Raw genomic sequence first — 20653 nt, 5'->3', positions numbered from 1 at the left:
ACCCATGGAACTGCGCCAATTACGTTACTTTGTTGCCATCGTTGACCACGGCTCGCTGTCGCGCGCGGCCCTGGTCCTGCATGTGGCGCAGCCGGCCCTGACGCAGCAGCTGCGCCAGCTGGAAGAAGAACTGGGGGTACAGCTGCTGCACCGCTCGGCCCAGGGCGTACTCAGCACGGACGCGGGCAAGGTATTTTACGAACACGCGCAAGCGATCCTGAAACAGGTGGCCGACGCCCGCTCGGCCGTCACGCAAAGCGCCACGCGGCCGTCCGGCAATGTCACCCTGGGTTTGCCGCACAGCATCTCCGGCGCGCTGGCCCTGCCCCTGCTGCTGGCCGCGCGCGAACGCTACCCCGAGATCACCCTGCAACTGACGGAAGAAATCACGGGCAACCTCAATGAACAGCTCAAATCGGGCCGCATCAACCTGGCCGTGCTGTTCGACGATGGCCAGCTCACGCCTTTTGCCTGCAGCCCCCTGGTGGAAGAAGAAATGCGTTTTATCTGCCGCAGCGATTCGCCGTTCACGCCCGCCGGCCATGCCGTGTCGTTCCCGCAAGCCTTGAGCGCCACCCTGATCCTGCCGGGTCTGCAGCATGGTGTGCGCCCGCGCATCGACAGCCGCGCGCGCGAACTGGGCCTGGAGACGGCGAACGTGATCGAGATCAACTCGATCGCCATCCTGAAATCGGCCATCCTGGCCGGCATGGGCGCCACCATCTTGCCGGCCGCGCCCCTGCTGGCCGAACTGGACAGCGGCGCCATGCGCAGCTATGCCATCCACAGCCCCGTGCTGTCGCGCACGGTGGCCCTGTGCGCCTCAAAAAACATTCCCCTGACGAATGCAGGCAACGCCGTGAAAAACCTCGTGCTGCAAGTGGCCGCCGAGCTGTGCGGCAGCGGGCGCTGGGTGGGGGCGCACGTGCTTTCGCCCATCACATAAGTATTTCTTATACCCCCATCGCCAAAGCGTATTTGCCCCTTCCCCTCGGTCGTTCTACACTGACCACATTAACTATTTTAAATTTAAAATAGTTATGTGCCGCCCACACGCGGCCATCCCGTCTGCACAGCGCGCGCCTTACCGGGTGCGCCCCTTGTACAGCCGCTATCTGAAACACCCTTTTGGAGACAGCCATGTCCGTGACCACGGAAAACGGCTCCGCAGCGTTCGCTAGAAACGCCGGTGCCGCGCCATCTACACCGCTTGAACCTTCCCGTTTGACCAGCGTCAGCCTCGACGACAAATACACCGCCACTTCCGGCGCCATCTTCCTGTCCGGCATCCAGGCCCTTGTGCGCCTGCCCATGATGCAGCGCCTGCGCGACCAGGCCGCTGGATTGAATACGGCCGGCTTCATTTCCGGCTACCGCGGTTCGCCCCTGGGCGGCCTGGATGAAAACCTGTGGAAAGCGAAGAAGCAGCTGGAAGCGCACCACGTGCAGTTCGTGCCCGGCGTCAACGAAGACCTGGCCGCCACGGCCGTCTGGGGTTCGCAGCAGGTGGACCTGATCGGCCCGGCCAAGTACGACGGCGTGTTCGCCATGTGGTACGGCAAGGGCCCGGGCGTGGACCGCTGCGGCGATGTCTTCAAGCACATGAACCATGCGGGCACATCCAGATTGGGCGGCGTGCTGCTGGTAGCCGGCGACGACCATGGCGCATACTCGTCGACCCTGCCGCACCAGTCCGACCACCTGTTCTCCGCCTCGATGATCCCGGTCTTGTATCCGTGCAATGTGCAGGAATACCTGGACCTGGGCATCCACGGCTGGGCCATGTCGCGCTTTTCCGGCTGCACCGTGGCCTTCAAGGCCCTGGCCGACACGGTCGAATCGTCGGCCTCCATCGATGCCGACCCGTTCCGCGTGGAAGTCAAAATCCCGCTGGATTTCATCATGCCCGAAGGCGGCCTGAACGCGCGCCTGTCGAGCATCCCGCTGGGCCAGCAGGCGCGCAACCAGGAAGCGCTGATGCAGGACTATAAGATCTACGCAGCCCTGGCCTACGCGCGCGAAAACAAACTCAACCACACCACCATCGACAGCCCGAACGCCAAGCTGGGCATCATCGCGTCCGGCAAGTCCTACCTGGACGTCCTGGAGGCGCTGGAAGAGCTGGGTATCGATGAACAGATGGCAGCCGAGGTCGGCATGCGCCTGTTCAAGGTGGCCATGCCGTGGCCGCTGGAACCGGACAGCGTGCGTGAATTCGCGCAAGGCCTCGATGAAATTTTAGTCGTGGAAGAGAAGCGGCAAATCGTCGAATACCAGCTCAAGGAACAGCTGTACAACTGGCGCGACGACGTGCGTCCGCGTGTCATCGGCAAGTTCGATGAAAAAGGTGAATGGGTGGCGCCGCGCGGCGAATGGCTGCTGACCTCGAAGGCGGACTTTTCCGTCTCGCAAGTGGCCAGAGTCATCGCCAGCCGCATCGCGCGCCTGATTTCCGACCCCGTCACATGCGACCTGATCAAGGCGAGATTAAGTTTCCTCGACGCCAAGGATGCGGTATTGAAGAAGGCCGTCAACACGCCGTTCCGCCCCGCCTTTTACTGCTCCGGTTGCCCGCACAACACCTCGACCAAGGTGCCGGAAGGCAGCCTGGCGCTGGCCGGCATCGGTTGCCACGTGATGGCCACCTCGATTTACCCGGAAATGAACAAGCTGACCACGCACATGGGTGGCGAAGGCGCGCCGTGGATCGGCCAAGCCGCATTCTCCGAACTGCCGCACGTATTCCAGAACCTGGGCGACGGCACGTATTTCCATTCCGGCTATCTGGCCATCCGCGCCGCGCAGGCGGCCAAGGTCAACATCACCTACAAAATCCTCTACAACGACGCCGTCGCCATGACAGGCGGCCAGCCCGTCGACGGCTTGATTACCGTACCGATGATGGCGCAGCAGGTGGCGGCCGAAGGTATCGCCCGCATCGCGCTGGTCACGGAGGATTTAACGCGCTACAGCGACCGCAGCAACCTGCCCGCCCACGTGACCTTGCACGACCGCAAGGACATGGATGCCGTGCAGCGCGAATTGCGCGAAGTAGCTGGCGTGTCCGTGCTGATCTACGACCAGACCTGCGCGGCCGAGAAACGCCGGCGCCGCAAAAAAGGCGAGTATCCGGACGTGGCCAAACGCATGGTCATCAACGATGCCGTCTGCGAAGGCTGCGGCGACTGCGGCGTGCAATCGAACTGCGTCTCGATCCTGCCGAAGGAAACGGAGTTTGGCCGCAAACGCACCATCGACCAATCTTCATGCAACAAGGATTATTCGTGCGCCAAGGGTTTCTGCCCCAGCTTCGTCACCGTCGAAGGCGGCAGCCTGAAGAAAACCAAGACGGGCGCGGGCAAGCCGGGGGAGACGGACAACTTCGGCCCCCTGCCAGAACCTGTATTACCCGCCTGCGACGCGCCGTACAACATCCTCATCAACGGCATCGGCGGCACGGGCGTCATCACCGTGGGCGCGCTGATGGGCATGGCAGCCCACCTGGAAGGCAAGGGCGCGTCCGTGCTGGATATGACGGGCATGTCGCAAAAGAACGGTTCCGTCACCTCGCACGTGAAAATCGCCAAGTCCCCTGCGCACATCCGCGCGCAGCGCATCGCCACGGGCGAAGCGGACCTGATTTTAGGCTGCGACATGCTGACGGCCGGCGCGCAGGATGCCGTGTCGAAAATGCGTCCAGGTAGAAGCCTGGCCGTCGTCAACCTGCACGAACAGCCGCCGGGCACGTTCGCGCAGAATGCCGACTGGCAATATCCAACGGCGGAAGTGCGCCAGCTGATCGAGGAATCCGTGGGCGGCGCCGAGGCAGCCGACTTCATCGACGCGACCAAACTGGCGACGGCGCTGATGGGCGACTCGATTGCCGCCAACCTGTTCATGCTGGGCTACGCCTGGCAAAAGGGCCGCATCCCGCTGACGCAAGCGGCGCTGCTGCGCGCCATTGAACTCAATGGCGTCGGCATCGAGTCGAACAAGAAGAGCTTTTTGTGGGGCCGCCGCGCCGCCGTCGACGTGCGCAAGGTCACGCAAATCGCCACGCCGTCGCAAGCGATCCTCGTGCAAATGCCGCAAAGCCTCGATAGCGTCATCAAAAAGCGCGTGGAATTCCTCACCGCGTATCAAAATGCCGCGTATGCGGATGGCTATTTGACTTTGGTGAAACAGGTGCGCGACCGGGAAAACACCTTGGGACTGGGCCAGAAACTATCGACCGCCGTGGCGAAAAACTACTTCAAATTGCTGGCCTACAAGGACGAATATGAAGTGGCGCGCCTGTACACGGATGGCCGTTTCGTGGAGCAATTGCAGCAGCAGTTTGAAGGCAATTTCTCCGTCAAATTCAACCTGGCGCCGCCGCTGTTCGCGAAGAAGGATGCGAAAGGGCATTTGGTGAAAGCGGAGTTCGGTTCCTGGATGTGGCGCGCCTTCAAGCTGCTGGCGAAAGCCAAGGGCTTGCGCGGCGGCAGCTTCGACATCTTCGGTTATACGGCCGAGCGCAAGATGGAACGCGCGCTGATCGTCGAATACCGCGAACTGCTGGCCGGCCTGCTGGTGAACCTCACGGCGGAGAACCTGGCCACCTGCGTGGAACTGGCGACCCTGCCCGAGAAAATCCGCGGCTTCGGCCACGTCAAGGAAGCGGCTGTCGCCACGTATCGCCAGGACAAGGCGAGATTGCTGGCCGTGCTGGCGGATGGAAGCAAGCACGCGGCATAAGACTCTAAGCTACAGCGCTTGATTCACAATGCGCTATGTCGGCAGCAATACACACTGCCGGCATAGCGCATTTTCGTTCAAGCCTGGACATTTTTTATCACACCAGAAAAACGACAACATCACATTCCTCATAAAAATCAGTCACTTACTATCACATGACCAAACACTGGGTCACCCGGGCCATCGCGCTGCTTCAGTCAATCCGCGACCCGGTACCGCATGAGATCAATGAACTGGATTGGAAGCTGAGCCTGTCTGGCAATAAAGAGCGCCTTATCGAGCATGTGATTGCCTTCGCCAATCCCAATAGGACTCGTGACGGCGGCTTTTCAAGAAATATTAAATTGTTCATATTTTCAATAAAAATAATTTCATTTACGTTATCTAAATCGTCTCATAATTTTTCTCTGAATTTTCCTTTTTCATAAAATCCGATTTTCATTGCCACGAAGATGAAATTCGTGCAAAACTTATTCGTTCATTCTGTACTTCAACAGGAACGAGTACGTTCACGCATTTCTACCCACGTCATAGGAAAAGCAATGGATTTAATCGACCAACTCAGAGCACTTGCCTCCCGAATCGCAGCGACCAAGGATATTATCCAGACGGAGGAAGCCACAAAAAACGCGATGATCATGCCTTTCATCCAGATGTTGGGCTACAACGTATTCGATCCCACGGAAGTGACACCAGAATTAATTGCCGACGTCGGTACAAAAAAGGGAGAAAAAGTCGATTATGCCATTCTCAGTGATGGCAAGCCGATTATTCTCTTCGAATGCAAGAAAAGTGGTGGAGACCTGAGCATCAATCATGCTGGGCAGTTGTTCAGATATTTCCATGTCACCGCAGCACGATTCGGTGTGTTGACAAATGGGCTTACCTATAAATTCTTCACCGATCTTGAACAACCCAACAAGATGGACGAAAAACCCTTCTTTGAATTTAATATTCTGGACTTCAAAGAGCGGGATGTGGATGAGCTCAAGAAATTTGCAAAATCTCAATTCGACGTCGATACCATATTAACGACAGCGAACGATCTAAAATATACACGTGCCATCCAGAATCGTCTGGCAGAATGGACACACAACCCCTCCGAAGAATTTGTAAAAATACTGTCATCAGACTTACTCGGCGGAAAGCGCTTTACACCCGCTGTCAAAGATCAATTTACCGTCATTACTAAGCGGGCATTTGAGCAATTGTTGGGGGAGCGTATCAATGATCGCCTCAAGGGTGCCATGACGCCGGAATCGTCGCCAGCACAGGAATTGGCCCCCGTTATTTCTCCTGAAGGTGTGGTTGAAAACCCGATTATCACGACAGCAGAAGAGATCGAAGGATTGCACATCATTCGCGCAATACTGCGTGGCGTCGTCAGCTCACGCCGCATTGTCATGCGTGATTCGCAAAGCTACTGTGCAATTTTGCTAGACGACAATAATCGCAAGCCAGTCTGCCGCCTACGCTTCAACAATACTGAAAAACTTGCCGTTGGTCTGTTCAATCACAAGAGAGAAGAGGAAAAGTTCCCAATTGCCAGCCTAGACGATCTGTACACGCATGCAGAACAATTAAAGGCTACCGTCCTGATGCATTTGCCTGCGGAAGATGCAGAAAAAACAGCGTAAGAGATAGCATTAGGTACAGTAGAACCAAGTCCGGGACGAATCCCGGACTTGCAACGTATCCTGATTCAGTCCACGCAACGCCCCACGGTCGCCCCCGGCAACAACACCGGTTGCCAGATTTCCTGCAACCGTTCCGGCGGCGTGCCGGCCAGCAGGGATTGCAGCATTTCCACCATCTTGGCGCCGGCGCGGCGCAGGTCGGGCTGGTCGATGGTGGTGACGTTGATGCCGATCAAGGTGTCTTCCACATTGCCCCAGACGATGACGGAGATTTCCTTGCCGATCTCGATGCCCGCATCCATCAGGGCGCGCACCACGCCCACGCCGGACAGGTGGTTGTCGACGATGACGGCCGTGGGACGGGGCGAACAGGCCAGCAATTGCTGCATGGCCTGGTAGCCGCTGCGGCGATCAAGAGTATTGTCGAGCAGATAGTGGGGATCCAGCGGCAAGCCCGCTTGCGCCATGCAGCGGATAAAGCTTTCCTTGCGCTCAAAGGCAAAATGCAAATCCAGCGGCGCGCTCAGCAGGGCGATGCGCTGGTGGCCATGCGCCGCCAGGAATGACACGGCCAGGTCGATGCCCGTGTCATTGTCGTAGTCAAAATATGCGTACGGCGCGTCGATGCGCGTGCGGCCATTCGCGACAAAGGGAAAGCCCACCTTCGTCAGGTAGGCGATGCGTTCATCAACCACCTTGGTGCGGCCCACCACCAAGCCATCGACCTGGCGCCCGCGCACCATGGTTTCATACGAGGGCTGTTCGTTCTGCGGTGACACGGGGGCGATGATGAGACTCATCTTCGACGCTTCCACGGCGTCCGACATGCCATTCACCACGGAAAGGAAGACGCTGTCGCCCAGGTCGCTGGGCAGCAGGGGATAGATCATGCCCAGCACATTGGTACGGCCGACGGCCAGGCTGCGCGCCAGCGGGTTGGGCCGGTAGCCGACTTTCTTGGCGGCGGCCAGGACGATTTCACGGGTGCGGGAATTGACTTCCGGATAGCCGTTCAACGCCCTGCTGACTGTCGTTTTCGACATGCCGAGGGCAATTGCGAGGCTCTTGAGATTCATGTGTTAACTACCTGTCTGTATGGCAAAAAAAACCAACTCTGACCGTCAATTATAGCCCAGAGCGCCAAGCAGGCCGCGCATTACCGCGCGCTGCCATGGTAGAAAAACAACAACATATTGGCCTATAAAATTATCAATAAAACATAATTAGCTGGAACTATGCGAGAATTTGTCCTACTCTTGATTCAGGTGAAGATTACCTGCAGACATGTCGCGCCCCCCCGGCCTACATTCTTCCTCTTCTGCGCGCACCTGGACATACTTTCAAAGGTGAACAATGTGGTCACGCTAACGTCCGTCAACAATCTGCAAGCCTCGCTGGCCACGGCGCAACGCCGGGTCGAGCAAGGCCAGAACCAGGTACAGCGCGACAGGGAACAATTGGCGCAAAGCCGCCAGTCGCTGGCGCGGGAACAGGAGTCGCTGAGCCAGACGCAGCGCAGCAGCCAGCAAGCCCAGGCCGATGCCCCTGCCGCCGTGAAGGCGCCGCAGCTGGATCAGGCAATCAAGCTGGCCGTGCCGCAGCAAGCGCTCCCCGCCACGCCGAAAAGCACGCCCCAGCTGAACAGCTATGGCCAGACCCTGGGCCGCCTGATCAACGTGACGGCCTGAACCAGCTTTACCGGGCCATTTCCTCTTCCAGCATCGCCAGCCACCACTTATTCCCCTTCTGAGGTTGCGTCAGGTCGACCGTCTCACCCATCTGCGGCGTGGCCAGGTGCACACCCTGCTTGGCCGCCAGCCCCGTGATGCGGTCGAACGGTTCATGCCAGGCGTGCAGCCCCAGGTCAAAGGTGCCGTTATGCACGGGCATCAGCCACTTGCCGCGCAAGTCCTGGTGGGCTTGCAGGGTCTGTTCCGGCTGCATGTGCACGTCCGGCCACAGCTTGTCGTAGGCGCCCGTCTCGATCATGGTCACGTCAAACGGGCCGTACTTGTCGCCGATTTGCTTGAAACCATCGAAATAGCCGGAGTCGCCGCTGAAAAACACGCGCACGTCCGGCGCGTCGATGACCCACGACGCCCACAGGGTTTGATTGCCATCAAACAAGCCACGTCCCGAGAAATGCTGCGAGGGCGTGGCGACGAGTTTCACGCCGGCAATCGTGGTGCCCTGCCACCAGTCGAATTGTCGCACCTTGGCGGCCGGCACTCCCCAGGCAACCAGGGTGTCACCCACGCCCAGCGGCGCAACAAAATGTTCGGTCTTGGCGGCCAGTTGCAGCACGGCGGCATGGTCGAGGTGGTCGTAATGGTCATGCGACAGGATGACGGCCTTGATCGGCGGCAAGTCGGCGATGCTGATGGGCGGCTGGTGAAAACGTTTTGGTCCCGCCCACTGTACCGGCGAGGCGCGCTCGGAAAACACGGGATCGGTGAGGAAGAATTCGTTGTTCAGTTTCAGCAGCAGGGTCGAGTGACCGAGGCGAAACAGGCTGTTGTCGGGGGCGGCCAGCAACTGCGCCTGGCTCAAGGCTTGCACGGGTACGGCAGCGGCCGGCACTGTGCTGTCGGGCTTGTCAAAGAGAAATGTCCACATTAGCTTGAGCGTGGCTGCCGTGCCCAGCTTGTGCATCTGCACGGGATTGCGGAACTTGCCGTCGTGGTGTTGTGGCGATTCAACAGGCGCCGCAGGCGCGGCGCGCAAAGTGCAAGAACTCATGATGATCAGGACTCCCAAGAATAAGATGCGGTGCATATGCGATCCGGTCAATAAAACACAAGGATTAAATTACACTACACAGTGTAGTTCCTATTTCGAGCAAAGTAAACCAGGAGGTGTAAAATATTGTTTTCAAAGGAGATTTCCCGCCATGGCCGCACCGCAACGCCTCACCGACCGCAAGCGCGTCGCCATCGTCGATGCCGCCATCGCCGAGTTCCGCGAGCACGGTTTTGACGCGACCAGCATGGACAGGATCGCCGCCACGGCCGCCGTTTCCAAGCGCACCGTGTACAACCATTTCCCCAGCAAGGACGAACTGTTCGCGGAAATCCTGCGGCGCATGTGGGAAAGCAGCGTGGCCCAGCCCGCCGTGCCCTATCTTGCGGACCAGCCGCTGCGCCCGCAGGTGCTGGCCCTGGTCGAGCAGAAAATGGGCTTGCTGTGCGACCCGGCATTCATCGACCTGGCGCGCGTGATCTTTGGCGAAACCATCCACTCGCCCGCGCGCGCGCAAGCGATGGTGGCGCGCCTGAATGAAAAGGAAACGGGCCTGTATCTGTGGATCCGCGCGGCGCAGCAAGATGGGCGCATCAAGGCGGGCGAGACGGTGGAAGTGGCGCACCTGCTGATGTCGCCCTTAAAAACCTTTGCATTCTGGCCACAGATCACCCTCGGTGAGCCTCTGCTGGGCCCGGCACGCCGGCGCGAAGTGGCGGAACTGGCCGTCGATATCTTCCTGTGCTACTACGGCGTGGCAAAACAGACGGCATAAACGGGCGGCAAGTGGGCAGACACCGTCTGCCAATGCTCGCCCTCGTCGCCGGAATACCAGGCGCCGCCCGTCGTTGACGCCATCAGCAAGCTGCGCCCATCGTCGGCCAGCGCCAGCCCATGGCGGTACACCAGGTCGTAGCAATGCTGCTGCGGCAATCCTGCGCGCAACACCTGAAACGTCTTGCCACCATCGCGCGTGCGCGTCACGGCCAGCGCGCCATCGATGGGGATGCGCAGCACGTCCGCCTGCGCCGGCACGAACCAGGCCGTGTCGCCATCGCGCGGATGCACGGCAACGGCAAAGCCGAAATGCGACAGCGGCGCCGTCGTCACTTCCTGCCAGTGCCAGCCGGCGTCCTGCGAGCGCCAGATGCCGTTATGGTGCTGACACCACAGCGCCTCGGGCGTGCCCACGCTGCGCACGATGCGGTGCGGGTCTTGCACGGCTTCGTTTTCATCGAGCTCGGGCGGCATGTAGTCGGCGCGCATGCCCGTCGCGCTCAAGGCCCAGCTGGCGCCGCCATCGAGCGTTTGCCAGACACCGCCGCAGGACACGCCGACCAGCACCTTGCTGCTGTCGCGCGGATCGACGCAAATGCTGTGGATGCCGGGCACGTCGTAGCCGCCGCCAAACCACTGCGCCCGCTGCGGCACGTGCCACAAGGACTCGGCCAGCTGCCAGCTGTCGCCGCGGTCGGCGGAACGGAACAGGCCGCCAGGCAGGGTGCCCGCCCACAGCACGCCGGGCTGGTCCGCGCCACCGGCCGCCAGCGACCAGATCTGCCGCAAGGTCCAGTCCACGGTATCGCTGCTATCTTCCGGCTTGGCGGGATAGGCGGGCACGGCGATCTCTTGCCATGTGGAACTGCCCCTGTCCAGGCGGTGCAGCTTGGCGCCGAAGTGGCCCAGGTTCAGGGCCGCGTACAGGGCGCCGTCACGCCCATCGTGCAGCAGCATGGAGACGGGGTCGCCGGCAAACTGCACCAGCGCCAGCTGCCAGGCGCCGGCCGCATCGACATCGAACTGGAACAAGCCCTTCCGGGTGCCGAGATACGCGCGCTGCGGAACTGCTGTCATGGCGTCAACCTCCTGAAAGTGCCTGCAAGATATACACCTGGCTGTCGGGCCGCAAGACGTCGTCCAGCACGCGCCGCTCGCGGCAGCGGGCGCCATCGATGAAGATCACCACGTTGGGGCGCAACACCCCCTGCTCGTCGAGCACGTAGCCGCGCAGGCGCGGCTGCTGCGCAAACGCGGCATCGAGAGCGGCGCGCAGGCGTGGCGCGGCCACGTCCACGGTGGGGACGTCCAGGAAACGTGCCAGTTGCTGGGTAAAATGCAAGTGCGCCATGCTGCCTTCGACGTCATCGGCCTGGACTCATTCTAGTCCGCTGTGCGGCCAATACAATTAAAATAGCGGCAAGCACACAAGGAGGCCAGGCATGACGATTACCCCGGAAGAACTAGCGGTGCTGATGCAGGAAGTGGAAGTGGCCGATCCCATCGATTTTGCCGACCTGCCTTTCGACGAGCAGGAATTGCGCGGCCTGATCGCCAACCACCTGTGCGAGATGGCCGATGCGATGGAAAGTTTCAGCCCGGAAGACCGCAACCTGGCCCTGCTGGCAGTGGCGGCCAAGCTGGTGCTGGAAAACCTGGTGCTGCACGTGCAACTGCTGCGCCGCCACGGCTTGCCCGTCAGCGACAGCGTGGACGCGCTGCTGCAGCGCCTCAAGGGCCCAGGCAAGGCCTAGCCACCGCGTGGCAAGCGGCTATTGCAGGTTGATGGCCGTCACGCGCGACATGCCGTTGCCGTTGTCGCTCACCGAACGGATGTAGAGCACGCCATTGCGCGACAATGCCAGCGTGCCGGCAATCCGGAAACTCCAGACGGTTTTTTGGCTGGCCAGATCCAGCGCGTACGTACCCTTCTGGCCAGCAATAAACAGCAGCTTGTTGGTGACGATCAGGTCGCCTCCAAAGCGCTCTTCCTTGACCGCCGACAGGGGCCAGCTCCACAGCACGGCACCCGTCGCCAGGCTGCGCGCTTCGAGCGACGCCGTGGCGTGATTGCCCACATACAACACGCCCTGCGCCACCACGGGCTGCGTGGTGAACTGGCCATTGACGCTCCAGCGCACTTGGTGGCTATCCGTGTCGACCAGGGTCAGGCTGTTGTCAACGGGAAAACTAGTGGGAAGACGCTGGTTCAACAGCAGTACGCTGTGCGCATCGGCCAGCACGGGTGCCTGATACAGGCTGGACCGGCTCAATCCAGTCACCACCTTTCCCGGCACGGCCACGCTCCATTGCTGCGCGCCATCGGCACGATTGAACGCGCGCAAGGCACCCACCGTATTGCTGTACACCGTGCTGGCATTCACGGCCGGCGTCCACTCGTCGACATTGCCCAACTTCGATAATCCCAGGCTGGCGGACCACAGATTGCGGGCCGTCGTGGCATCGGCGCTGATGACGTCGTTGTTGCCGCCGACATAAACGCTCGCGCCTGCCAGCGTGGGGGCGGTCAGCGGTGAGCTCGCCGTCAAGATGCCGTTCGTCTGCGGCTGCGTGGCAGTGGCCAGCTTGACGCCGCTCACGGCGTCAAACGTATGGACGCTGGCCAAGCCCGCCATCGCCAGGCGCGTGCCCGACACGCCAGGCGCGCTCAGTGCGCCATCGAGCGTCTGCGGCGTGCGCCATTGCACGCTGCTGTCGTGCTCCGACAGGGCCATCAAGGTATTGGTATAGATGATTTTCTTCGCATCCTGGCTATCCGCCGCGGATTGTTCCAGCGAGAAATAGACGAGGCCATTCGCGGCCACTGGCGGACTCACACGATAAGTTTTTTCTCCGCCAGCGTATTCCCACGTCCAGCGGCGCGAAAATTTGCCCGCATCGAGATCGACGGGCACCAGACCCGTGTGTGCCGCATTGCCATTCGTGCCTTCCCAGTCCACCGCACCCGGCAACGCGCCCAGGGCCGGCATATTGCCCTTGAGCGGCGCCACCACCACCTGGTATGGGATGCTTTCGGGCAAATTTCTGTATTCGAATTCGAACAAATTCAGGGGAGACAGCGTAATCCGTCCCGTGTAGGTGCCAGGCGCCAGGCCAGGCACGGGCTTGAAGGTGATGCGCCAGCTGTTGTCCGACAGTTTCTGATGATCCGATAGCTGGAAAACAGTCACGCCGTTCGCGTCGGTGGCGCTCCACAGTGGACGCTCGGCCAAATCGCTGCGCACCACCACGTTCACGTCGGTACAGGCTTCACCCGGCGCCATGTTGCAGTTGCTGCTCACTTCAGACAGGTGCAGCACACGGCGCTCTTCCGGCCCGAAGACTCCGCCCCCTCCGCCACAACTGGCAATGAATGGCAACGCCAGCATCAGGGCAGGTAACGCGGCGGCGCGATACGATCCTTGCATCGTTATAGTCATGTATCTTCCATGTTCTGGCTTTCCCATCCGCCACCATGGCAAGATGCAAAACTCATCAAATCTTTTAACATGAAAAAATACAAAAAATATCACACATTCTCACCAGTGCAAGGCAACATCAAGTGCGGCGCACGGCCCGCGCCTGCAAGGTGAGATCGCTTTCGGCCACGGCCACGCAGGGCAGGATGTAGCCGTCGAGCCGTTCATCGGGGCTGATGCCGGGCCAGTCCACCGTGTAGCGTATCTTTCCTTCGGGCATGTGGCAGATGCACGTGCGGCAAGTGCCGTTGCGGCAGGAACTGAGCAGGCGGATGCCGACCAGCTCTGCGGCGGCCAGCACGGTGGTGCCGGCCTCGGCCGTGAATTGCCAGCCTTGCGGAAGGATGGTGATGGTAAAGGAGCGCATGCCCCAGTGTAACAGTCAGCTTGCCAAGGTCGTCCACTGCGCGCCAGCCGCATGGCTGCGCAGCACGGCTTCGGCAAAGGCCAGGCCCGCCACGCCGTCAAACACCGTCGGCAGCCAGCGCGCTTCCTCGGGCACGGGCAAGCCCGCTTGCAGGGCGCGGATGGCCAGGGCCGCATCCAGGTACAGCTGCGCAAACGCTTCCAGGTAGCCTTCCGGATGGCCGGCCGGCACGCGCGTGGCGTGGCGCGCGGCCGCACTGTCGACCCGGCCCGGGCGCAGCAACTGGCGGTTGCCGCCCTGCGGTGTACACCACAGCGCGTTCGGTTGTTCCTGGTCAAAGTCCAGCTGCGCCTTGCTGCCGAACAAGCGCAAGCGCACCGTGTTTTCGCAGCCCGTCGCCACCTGGCTAGCCCACAGGGTTCCTTTGGCCCCGTTGGCGTAGCGCAACATCACCTGCACGTGATCGTCCAGGGTGCGGTGCGGAACAAAGGTCGACAACTCCGCCAGCACGGCATGCGGCGTCAGTCCACTGACGAACTGCACCAGATGATACGCGTGCAAGCCCACGTCGAGCAGAGTACCGCCGGGACCGGCCTTGTGCGGGTCGTTATGCCAATTGCCTTCGTTCATGCCGCCTGCCGCGATCGCATCGGCCAGCCAGTCTTGCGAGTATTCGACCTGCACCAGGCGCAGCTCGCCGATCTCGCCCGCCTCGACCATGGCCCTGGCGTGGCGCAGCAGCGGATAGCCGCTGTAGGTATGCGTGAGCGCAAACAGCAGGTTTTTGCGTTGCGCCAGCGCCGCCAGCGCCTGTCCCTCGGCCAGCGAGATGCCCAGCGGCTTGTCGCAGATCACGTGGATGCCCGCTTCCATAAAAGCCGTGGCGACGGGTGCGTGTAAATGGTTCGGCGTGACGATGGCCACCGCCTCGATGCCGTCCGCGCGCGCGGCCTCCGCCTGCGCCATGGCGCGGTAGTCGCTGTAGCAGCGTTCAGGTGAAAGATGCAGCGCGGCGCCGCTCTCGCGCGCACGCTGCGGGTCGGACGACAGGGCGCCCGCCACCAGCTCATACTGGTCATCGATGCGCGCCGCGATGCGGTGCACGGCGCCGATGAATGCGCCCTGCCCGCCCCCTACCATGCCCAGCCGTAAGCGTCGCTGCATGTCGTCTCCTTATTTCAAGCCAAGCAAGTGATGGATTTGCTCCTGGTCCACCGCGCTGCCGGCGAAATCGTCAAATGCGTGTTCGGCCACATGGATGATGTGGTCACTGATAAAACGCGCCCCTTCTGCCGCCCCATCCTCCGGGTGCTTCAGACAGCATTCCCATTCCAGCACGGCCCAGCCGGGAAAGTCGTACTGCGCCAGCTTGGAAAAAATCGCCTTGAAATCGATCTGCCCATCGCCCAGCGAGCGGAAGCGCCCGGCCCGGTCTTGCCAGTCGCCATAGCCGCCATACACGCCCTGGCGCCCGTTCGGCCGGAATTCCGCATCTTTCACATGAAACGCCTTGATGCGCGCATGGTAAATGTCGATGAAGGCCAGGTAATCGAGCTGCTGCAGCACGAAGTGGCTGGGGTCGTACAAGATAGCCGCGCGCGGGTGGTCGCTGACGGCGGCCAGGAAGCGCTCGAAGGTCACGCCATCGTGCAAATCCTCGCCCGGATGCAGTTCATAGCAGAGGTCCACGCCGGCCGCATCAAACGCGTCGAGGATGGGCAGCCAGCGTTTCGCCAGTTCCGCGAACGCCGTCTCCACCAGGCCCGCCGGGCGCTGCGGCCACGGGTACAGATACGGCCAGGCCAGGGCGCCGGAAAACGTCACGTGCGCCGTGAGACCCAGGCGCTGCGAGGCACTGGCCGCCCACAGCAATTGCTGCGTGGCCCACGCCGTGCGGGCGGCCGAATCGCCCCGCACGTGCTCGGGCGCAAAGCCGTCGAACAGCGCGTCATAGGCGGGATGCACGGCGATCAGCTGGCCCTGCAAATGCGTCGACAATTCCGTCACCTGCAAGCCATGGCGCGCCAGCAGGGTTTTCACATCGTCGCAGTACTGCTGGCTATTGGCCGCTTGTTCCAGATCAAACAGGCGCGGCGCCGTGGGCAGCTGCAAGCCCTTGTAGCCCAGGCCGGCCGCCCATTGCGCCAGGTGCTCGAGCGAGTCGAACGGCGGCTCGTCGCCGAGAAACTGGGCCAGGAAAATGGCCGGGCCCTGGATGGTTTTCATATCGATGTCCTGTTAACCCAAACCGAAATCCGGGGTCAGACCTTAAGGTCTGACCCCAGCCCTTGTTTTGGGGTGTCGTTAAAAAGGCGAGTTCGGAAAGTAAAACTGCTTGGCATTCTCGCGCGTAATCAGCACCGAGGGGATGATGGTGTTGGCCGGCAATTTATCACCTTTCAGGCGCGCTTCCGTCGTCAGCTTGATGGCGTCGTACATGAACTTGGGCGAGTACGACACGTCGGCCACGATCAGCGGATCGGAACCGTCCATGATCTTTTTCACCGCGCCCTTCGCGCCCGCGCCGCCGAACACTTGCTTGATGTCCGTGCGCTTGGCTTGCGCGATGGCTTTTTGCACGCCGATGGCCATGTCGTCATCGGCGGCCCAGACGGCGTCGATGTGCTTGAAGCGGGTCAGATAATCCTGCATGACCTTGAAGGCATCGTCGCGGTTCCAGTTGCCATACTTGGCATCCAGGACCTTGATCTCGGGATGGCCTTTCATCACGGCGGAAAACGCGTCGTAGCGCTCGTTATCGAGGGTGGTCGGCATGCCGCGCAGCACGACGATATTGCCCTTGCCATTCAAACTTTTCGCCAGATACTCGGCCGGCAGCTTGCCAAACGCCGTGTTGTCACCCGCAATGTACGCATCCTGCGACTGCGTGTTCGTCAAGCCACGGTCCACCACCGTCACGTACACGCCCTTGTTTTTCACTTGCGCCACGGGCTGCGTCAGCGAGGCTGATTCGATGGGGAAGATCACCAGGGTGTTGATCTTGTTCACCGTCAACATGTCCTGCAACTGGTTGGCCTGCTCAGGCGCCGTGGCGGCCGTCTTGACGATGATTTTCAAGCCCGGATGGGCCTTTTCCAGCTCCGCCTTGGCCTGGTTCGCCCACCACACGATGCCGGACGTAAAACTGTGCGTGGCCGTGGGGATGGCCACGCCGACGACCAGCTTTTCAGCCGCCTGCGCACTCGGCAAGGCCCACGCCTGCATCACCAGCACTGCCATCCCTGCTACCCGTCTAAAGCTCTTCATGCTGCTCTCCTCCAAGGTTGTGGGCGCCCGTTGGCTGCCCTTTCAGAACGCCGCTGTGTTTTTATTTGCGGCCACGCTGCAGGAAGGCGACGGCGATGATCACCACGCCTTGCACTGCGGCATTCAGGTAGACACTGATGATGCTGGTCAAATTCAGGATATTGCTGATCACGGAGAGCAGGATGGCGCCGATCACGGTGCCGACGATGCGCCCTTCTCCCCCTTTGAGGGCCGTGCCGCCGACGACGACGGCGGCGATCGCTTCGAGTTCCCACAGCAAGCCCGTCGTCGGCGTGGCCGAGCCCAGGCGCGGCACGTACAGCACAGTGGCGATGCCCACGCAGACGCCCAGCAGCATGTAAGTGGCGATCTTGACTCTGTCGACGTTGATGGCCGCATAGCGCGCCACTTGCTCGTTGGAACCAATCGCCTGCACGTGGCGGCCAAAGGTGGTGCGATTGAGAATGATGGCACCAAACGCCGCAACGATCAGGAAAATCCAGATCGGGATCGGTGCGCCCAGCACGCTCGTGTAATACACGGGGCTGTACAGCTCGGACAGGGTGGCGTCCAGGGTCAGGGCGCCGCCATCAGCCAGGTACGTCAGCACGGCGCGGAAGATACCCAGGGTGCCCAGGGTGACGATGAACGGTTCGATATTGCCCTTGCTAATAAGCAAGCCATGCATCAGGCCAAAGCCGGCGCCCAATATCAAGGCCATGGCGATGCCCAGCACCAGCATGGTGATCGGCGCCAGGTTGCCGCCCGCGCCTTGCGCCAGCGCATTCATGAAATAGATCATGCAGCCAGCGATCAGCGCCGCCATCGAGCCCACCGATAAATCGATGCCGCCGGAAATGATGACGAAGGTCATGCCCACGGCGATGATGCCGATAAAGGCCGTGCGCGTGAGCACGTTCATCAGGTTGTCCAGGGTGGCGAAGTCGCCATTGAGCAAGGTTCCCGCGATGCACAGCGATAACAAGCCCAGCACGGGCCAAAGCCCTTGATGCGCGCGCCGAAGCTGGCAACGGCGGCGGCGAGCGGGGATACGGTGGTGTCAGTGCGTGCCGGTTGCATGGGCAATCAACTCCTCTTCGGTCAGGTGGTCAGCAGACAGGGTGGCTTGCAAGGTGCCGGCGCGCATCACGGCCACGCGGTGGCACAGGCCGATCAATTCGATCAGTTCCGATGAAATCACGATCACGGCGCGCCCTTCGGCGGCCAGGCGGTGGATCAAAAAGTAAATGTCGCGCTTGGCGCCCACGTCCACGCCACGACTGGGCTCGTCGAGCACGACGACACGCGGGTCCGAATGCAGGTATTTCGCCAGCGCCAGCTTTTGCTGATTGCCACCCGACAACATGCGCACGCGGCTGTCCAGGTCGCCCGTGCGGATATTGAAGTCAAGCACGGCCCTGGCCAGCGCCGCCTTCTCCGCCTTGACATCGAGCCACGGCCGCGCATAGCGCTGCAGCGTCATCATGGTGAGGTTTTCGCGCAAGCCCAGGTTCACATGCAAGCCCTTGCCCTTGCGGTCTTCGCTCAAATACGTCATGCCGTGCTGCATGGCTTGCTTGGGCGTGCGGATGTCCACCGGCTGGCCATTGATCTCGATCAGCCCCGCACTGCGCGGGCGCAAGCCCAGCAGTGCCTCGAACGATTCCGTGCGCCCCGCGCCCACCAGGCCCGCAAAGCCCAGCACTTCACCGGCGCGCACCTCGAAGGACAGGTCTTTCGACCAGCCGGGCACGCACAGGCCATCGACCTTCAGCAGGATCGGCGCATCCGGTGCGAGTGGCACTTTCGCGGGGAACATGTCGGACAATTCGCGCCCCACCATCAGGTTCGCCATCTGCTGGCGCGTGAGGCTGGCCGTCGGTTCGCGCGTGACGAAACGCCCGTCGCGCATGACGATGACCTCGTCCGTGTTGCGCTCCACCTCGTCGAGCTTGTGGGAAATGTAGAGGATGGTGACGCCGTCCGCTTTCAACTGGGCCATGACAGCGAACAATCGCTGGGTTTCCGACGACGTCAGCGTGGCCGTGGGTTCATCCATGATCAGGAAGCGGGCGCGGCGCGACAGGGCCTTGGCGATTTCCACCAGCTGCTTTTCAGCGACGATCAGGTCGCGGATTTTCGTCTCGGGCGAGACGTCCAGCCCCACCTGTTTCAAATAGCGCGACGCCTCCTCGCGCATGGCGGCCTCGTCGAGCAGCCAGCCACGCGTTTTCTCATGGCCCAGGAACATGTTCTGCGCCACCGTCAGGTGTTCGGCCAGATTGAATTCCTGGTGGATCAGCACGATGCCAGCAAGCTCCGCCGCGCGCGAACTGGTGAAATGCCGGGGCTGGCCATCGATCAGCAACTGCCCTTCGCTCACGCTCTCGTAGCCGGCGAGGATTTTCATCAGGGTCGACTTGCCGGCGCCGTTTTCGCCCAGCAAGCCATACACGCGCCCGGGCGACAAGGTAAAACTGACGCCATGCAAGACGCGCACGGGGCCGAAATCCTTGCAGACCCCCTCGAAACCGACGGCAACGCTCACTATGCACTCCCTCGCAAAATTAATCGGTGTTGCAGCAGCACGCCAGGCACGCTGGCCGCCGGGTTGGCCAGGCGCTGCAGCAATAAGCGCGCCGCCGTCTCGCCCAGCTCGCGCATCGGTTGCGCGATGGTGGTCAATCCCGGGTCGATCTGCGCGGCGATGGCGATGTCGTCGAAGCCAATCACGGCCACGTCTTCCGGCACGCGTTTTCCCAACTGGCGCAGCGCGCTCAGCACGCCAATGGCCAGGGTGTCGGAGACGGCAAAGATGGCCGTCGGTGCATCGGGCTGCGCCATCATGCGCAAAGTGGCGGCCGTGCCCGCTTCATAGTCGAGGCTTTGCACCGTGTGCACCCACTGCGGCAGCACGGGCAGGCCGGCGCCCGCCAGGGTGTCCAGATAGCCTTGCTGGCGTTGCCGCGCGTACAGATAGCGTTCATCGGAGTTGATCAGGCCGATGCGCGTATGGCCACGCGACAGCAGATGCGTGACGGCGTCGGAGGCGGCGCGGTGGTTGTCGATGCCGACATAGGGCACGGCCACGGCGGGGTCAAATTCGCAGCACGCCACCCATGGCAAGCTGACGGACTCATGCGACAGGGCATGCTGCACTGTGTCCGGATCGAGGCAGATGGCGCCGTCGGCGCGGTGCATGCGCAGCAAGTCGAAATACGAGCGCTCGCGGCCCGCATCGGCGCCCGTGTCGCATAGCAGCACGAAATAGCCGTGCTCGCGCGCCACCGTGTCGATGCCGCGCACGATCTGCGCATAGAACGGGTTGCCCACATCGGGCACCATGGTCAGCAGCATGCGGCTCTCGGCCGTACGCAGGCTGCGCGCCAGATGGTTCATGCGGTAGCCGAGCGCGGCCACGGAAGCGAGCACCTTGTCGCGCGTGGGCGCCCGCACCCCGGCTTGCTCGTTCAGCACGCGCGAGACGGTGGCCACCGACACCCCCGCATGCGCGGCGACGGCGCTGATGGAGACGGTTTCTGTCGGCAAAGGGGATGGAACGGCTGGCTGCATGGGGTTTTCACATAAATGTAATCGATTACATTTATAAGCCAGTCGCGCGCGCGATGCAAACATTTTCGATGCTGCAA

At 61.5% G+C, this 20653-nt stretch carries 19 protein-coding genes; 7 read left to right on the top strand and 12 right to left on the bottom strand.

From position 1 onward, the window contains the following. The first annotated feature begins 4 nt into the window (after positions 1-4). From CNX70_RS02470 to CNX70_RS02460, 4 genes are all read left to right on the top strand, one after another. Positions 5-946, top strand: a complete 942-nt coding sequence (locus tag CNX70_RS02470) for a LysR substrate-binding domain-containing protein (RefSeq protein ID WP_096233206.1) — start codon at positions 5-7, stop codon at positions 944-946. Positions 947-1140: 194 nt separating this feature from the next. Continuing rightward, on the top strand, positions 1141-4737 hold the full coding sequence (locus CNX70_RS02465; protein WP_096233204.1) for an indolepyruvate ferredoxin oxidoreductase family protein: 3597 nt from the start codon (positions 1141-1143) through the stop codon (positions 4735-4737). 155 nt (positions 4738-4892) lie between these two features. Continuing rightward, on the top strand, positions 4893-5165 hold the full coding sequence (locus CNX70_RS27945; protein WP_157750881.1) for a hypothetical protein: 273 nt from the start codon (positions 4893-4895) through the stop codon (positions 5163-5165). A gap of 114 nt (positions 5166-5279) precedes the next feature. Further along, complete coding sequence (locus CNX70_RS02460) at positions 5280-6374, top strand: type I restriction endonuclease (RefSeq protein ID WP_096233202.1); 1095 nt, start codon at positions 5280-5282, stop codon at positions 6372-6374. Between the two features lie 65 nt (positions 6375-6439). On the opposite strand, the gene CNX70_RS02455 is transcribed toward CNX70_RS02460, so the two are convergent. Further along, the gene (locus CNX70_RS02455; RefSeq protein ID WP_096233200.1) at positions 6440-7450 is read right to left on the bottom strand and encodes a substrate-binding domain-containing protein; all 1011 of its coding nucleotides are present in this window, start codon (positions 7448-7450) and stop codon (positions 6440-6442) included. A gap of 279 nt (positions 7451-7729) precedes the next feature. Between CNX70_RS02455 and CNX70_RS02450 the strand changes: the two genes are divergently transcribed. Next, on the top strand, positions 7730-8062 hold the full coding sequence (locus CNX70_RS02450) for a hypothetical protein (protein ID WP_096238240.1): 333 nt from the start codon (positions 7730-7732) through the stop codon (positions 8060-8062). Between the two features lie 7 nt (positions 8063-8069). Here the strand turns inward: CNX70_RS02450 and CNX70_RS02445 are convergent, their stop codons facing one another. Then, a complete protein-coding gene (locus CNX70_RS02445) occupies positions 8070-9113 on the bottom strand; it encodes an MBL fold metallo-hydrolase (RefSeq protein ID WP_208624485.1) in 1044 nt (347 codons plus the stop codon). Positions 9114-9264: 151 nt separating this feature from the next. On the opposite strand from CNX70_RS02445, the gene CNX70_RS02440 reads away from it, so the two are divergent. Next, a complete protein-coding gene (locus CNX70_RS02440) occupies positions 9265-9888 on the top strand; it encodes a TetR/AcrR family transcriptional regulator (RefSeq protein ID WP_096233196.1) in 624 nt (207 codons plus the stop codon). Here CNX70_RS02440 and CNX70_RS02435 read toward each other — a convergent pair. Together CNX70_RS02435 and CNX70_RS02430 are read right to left on the bottom strand one after the other, a co-directional pair. After that, positions 9861-10967 (bottom strand): WD40/YVTN/BNR-like repeat-containing protein, encoded by a 1107-nt coding sequence (locus CNX70_RS02435; RefSeq protein WP_096233194.1) that lies wholly within the window; start codon positions 10965-10967, stop codon positions 9861-9863. The two genes, CNX70_RS02440 and CNX70_RS02435, sit on opposite strands and share 28 nt — an antisense overlap. 4 nt (positions 10968-10971) lie before the next feature. Further along, entirely contained in the window at positions 10972-11241 is a 270-nt protein-coding gene (locus CNX70_RS02430; RefSeq protein ID WP_096233192.1) for a MoaD/ThiS family protein, read from the bottom strand. Positions 11242-11332: 91 nt separating this feature from the next. Here CNX70_RS02430 and CNX70_RS02425 point away from each other — a divergent pair, with 91 nt between their 5' ends. Continuing rightward, positions 11333-11644, top strand: coding sequence for a hypothetical protein (locus tag CNX70_RS02425; RefSeq protein ID WP_096233190.1), 312 nt, complete (start codon positions 11333-11335; stop codon positions 11642-11644). An 18-nt stretch (positions 11645-11662) separates the two neighbouring features. Here CNX70_RS02425 and CNX70_RS02420 read toward each other — a convergent pair whose 3' ends face one another. From CNX70_RS02420 to CNX70_RS02385, 8 genes are all read right to left on the bottom strand, one after another. Next, positions 11663-13330, bottom strand: coding sequence for an outer membrane protein assembly factor BamB family protein (locus CNX70_RS02420; RefSeq protein WP_157750880.1), 1668 nt, complete (start codon positions 13328-13330; stop codon positions 11663-11665). Between the two features lie 118 nt (positions 13331-13448). Continuing rightward, positions 13449-13736, bottom strand: a complete 288-nt coding sequence (locus CNX70_RS02415; protein ID WP_096233186.1) for a 2Fe-2S iron-sulfur cluster-binding protein — start codon at positions 13734-13736, stop codon at positions 13449-13451. Between the two features lie 15 nt (positions 13737-13751). After that, positions 13752-14900: a Gfo/Idh/MocA family protein gene (locus CNX70_RS02410; RefSeq protein ID WP_244199013.1), complete on the bottom strand. Its 1149-nt coding sequence runs from the start codon at positions 14898-14900 to the stop codon at positions 13752-13754. 9 nt (positions 14901-14909) lie between these two features. Further along, positions 14910-15962 carry a sugar phosphate isomerase/epimerase family protein gene (locus CNX70_RS02405; RefSeq protein WP_096233181.1) on the bottom strand — a complete coding sequence of 351 codons (1053 nt, stop codon included), beginning with the start codon at positions 15960-15962 and terminating at the stop codon, positions 14910-14912. A 78-nt stretch (positions 15963-16040) separates the two neighbouring features. Then, positions 16041-16976: a substrate-binding domain-containing protein gene (locus CNX70_RS02400; protein ID WP_225243231.1), complete on the bottom strand. Its 936-nt coding sequence runs from the start codon at positions 16974-16976 to the stop codon at positions 16041-16043. A gap of 88 nt (positions 16977-17064) precedes the next feature. Then, a complete protein-coding gene (locus tag CNX70_RS02395) occupies positions 17065-18054 on the bottom strand; it encodes an ABC transporter permease (RefSeq protein WP_096233177.1) in 990 nt (329 codons plus the stop codon). A gap of 9 nt (positions 18055-18063) precedes the next feature. Continuing rightward, positions 18064-19551, bottom strand: a complete 1488-nt coding sequence (locus tag CNX70_RS02390; protein ID WP_096233175.1) for a sugar ABC transporter ATP-binding protein — start codon at positions 19549-19551, stop codon at positions 18064-18066. After that, positions 19551-20576 carry a LacI family DNA-binding transcriptional regulator gene (locus CNX70_RS02385; protein WP_244199012.1) on the bottom strand — a complete coding sequence of 342 codons (1026 nt, stop codon included), beginning with the start codon at positions 20574-20576 and terminating at the stop codon, positions 19551-19553. The genes CNX70_RS02390 and CNX70_RS02385 overlap by 1 nt, the downstream gene beginning before the upstream one ends. Positions 20577-20653: the final 77 nt, after the last annotated feature.

It is taken from the genome of Janthinobacterium svalbardense, assembly GCF_002327145.1.
In the GTDB taxonomy this organism is placed as follows: Bacteria; Pseudomonadota; Gammaproteobacteria; order Burkholderiales; family Burkholderiaceae_D; genus Janthinobacterium; species Janthinobacterium tructae.
The sequence above is the reverse complement of the archived record's forward strand: the minus strand, read 5'-3'. Positions and strand labels throughout refer to the sequence as shown.